Origin of the sequence: Halorubrum sp. SS7, assembly GCF_005435055.1 — an archaeon.
GTDB classification, from domain to species: domain Archaea; phylum Halobacteriota; class Halobacteria; order Halobacteriales; family Haloferacaceae; genus Halorubrum; species Halorubrum salinarum.
The window spans coordinates 1-231 of the sequence record NZ_SGXV01000652.1 but is presented as its reverse complement, the minus strand read 5'-3'; the positions used below and the strand labels follow the sequence as shown (position 1 = coordinate 231).

At 68.0% G+C, this 231-nt stretch carries 1 pseudogene; it reads left to right on the top strand.

Annotation, left to right across the window (positions count from 1 at the left end):
- Positions 1-231: pseudogene (locus EXE44_RS19500) on the top strand (hypothetical protein); the annotation flags it as partial.

The following is a 231-nucleotide window of genomic DNA, read 5'->3' as shown; positions in this document are numbered from 1 at the left end:
CGACCCGCCAGCTGGCGCGATCGACCCGGACGACGTGTCGGCGTCGGTCTTCCTCAACGACCTCGACCCGGAGCTTGTCCAGGACTCGCAGCTGCTCGACCTCGTCGACCGGACCCAGCAGTCGCGGAAGGCGTCCGAAGCGATTCGCTCCGGCAACTCCCTGATGCTCTCGCATCTCGTCGGAATCACCGAGCAGGACCTAGACGGCTCCGCGCTGCGGCTCCCGCTACG